Annotated in this window: 1 protein-coding gene; it reads left to right on the forward strand. The window is 29.0% G+C overall.

Annotated features, from left to right (window positions below):
* The coding region (locus EZH24_RS13145) for a phage terminase large subunit (protein ID WP_201798609.1) at positions 1–617 on the forward strand (617 nt) is incomplete at both ends.

The following is a 617-nucleotide window of genomic DNA, read 5'->3' on the forward strand; positions in this document are numbered from 1 at the left end:
TTGAGCATTGGTACAAAACACCTAAAAGAAGTAAAGTAGCATTTGGCGGCAGAGGAGGCGGAAAAAGTGAATCTATTGCTAGAATGCTTGTAGCTGCCTCTTTTGAAATTAAAGGCGTAATTTTATGTGCTAGAGAAACCCAAAAATCATTAGAAGATAGTATTAAAAAAGTACTTGAAGAAATAATAATTGATTACAAATTAGAATCTTATTTTAGATTTACAAGAACAGAAATAGAAAATAAACTCACTAATTGCCGCTTCTTATTTAGAGGATTAAGGGACAGTTCAGTAGAGAGCATAAAGTCTATAAAAGGCGTAAAAATATGTTTTGTTGAAGAGGCTCAATTCTTATCTGAACATAGCTTTAAAATATTAAAACCTTCAATAAGAGAAGAAGGAAGTGAAATATGGTATGCTTTCAATCCTCGTTTTCCTCAAGATGTTATTTATAATCTTATAAGAGTTTATAATCTTAAAGACGGAAGTTATGAGGCAGAAAAAGACGGAGAAATAAAAAATTATAATTATCAATATTATGAAGATGATCAAATATTAATTTATAAAATAAACTATGACGGCAATTATTTCTTTTCAAAAGTTCTTGAAACAGAAAGA

Source organism: Brachyspira catarrhinii, assembly GCF_005518285.1.
GTDB classification, from domain to species: domain Bacteria; phylum Spirochaetota; class Brachyspiria; order Brachyspirales; family Brachyspiraceae; genus Brachyspira; species Brachyspira catarrhinii.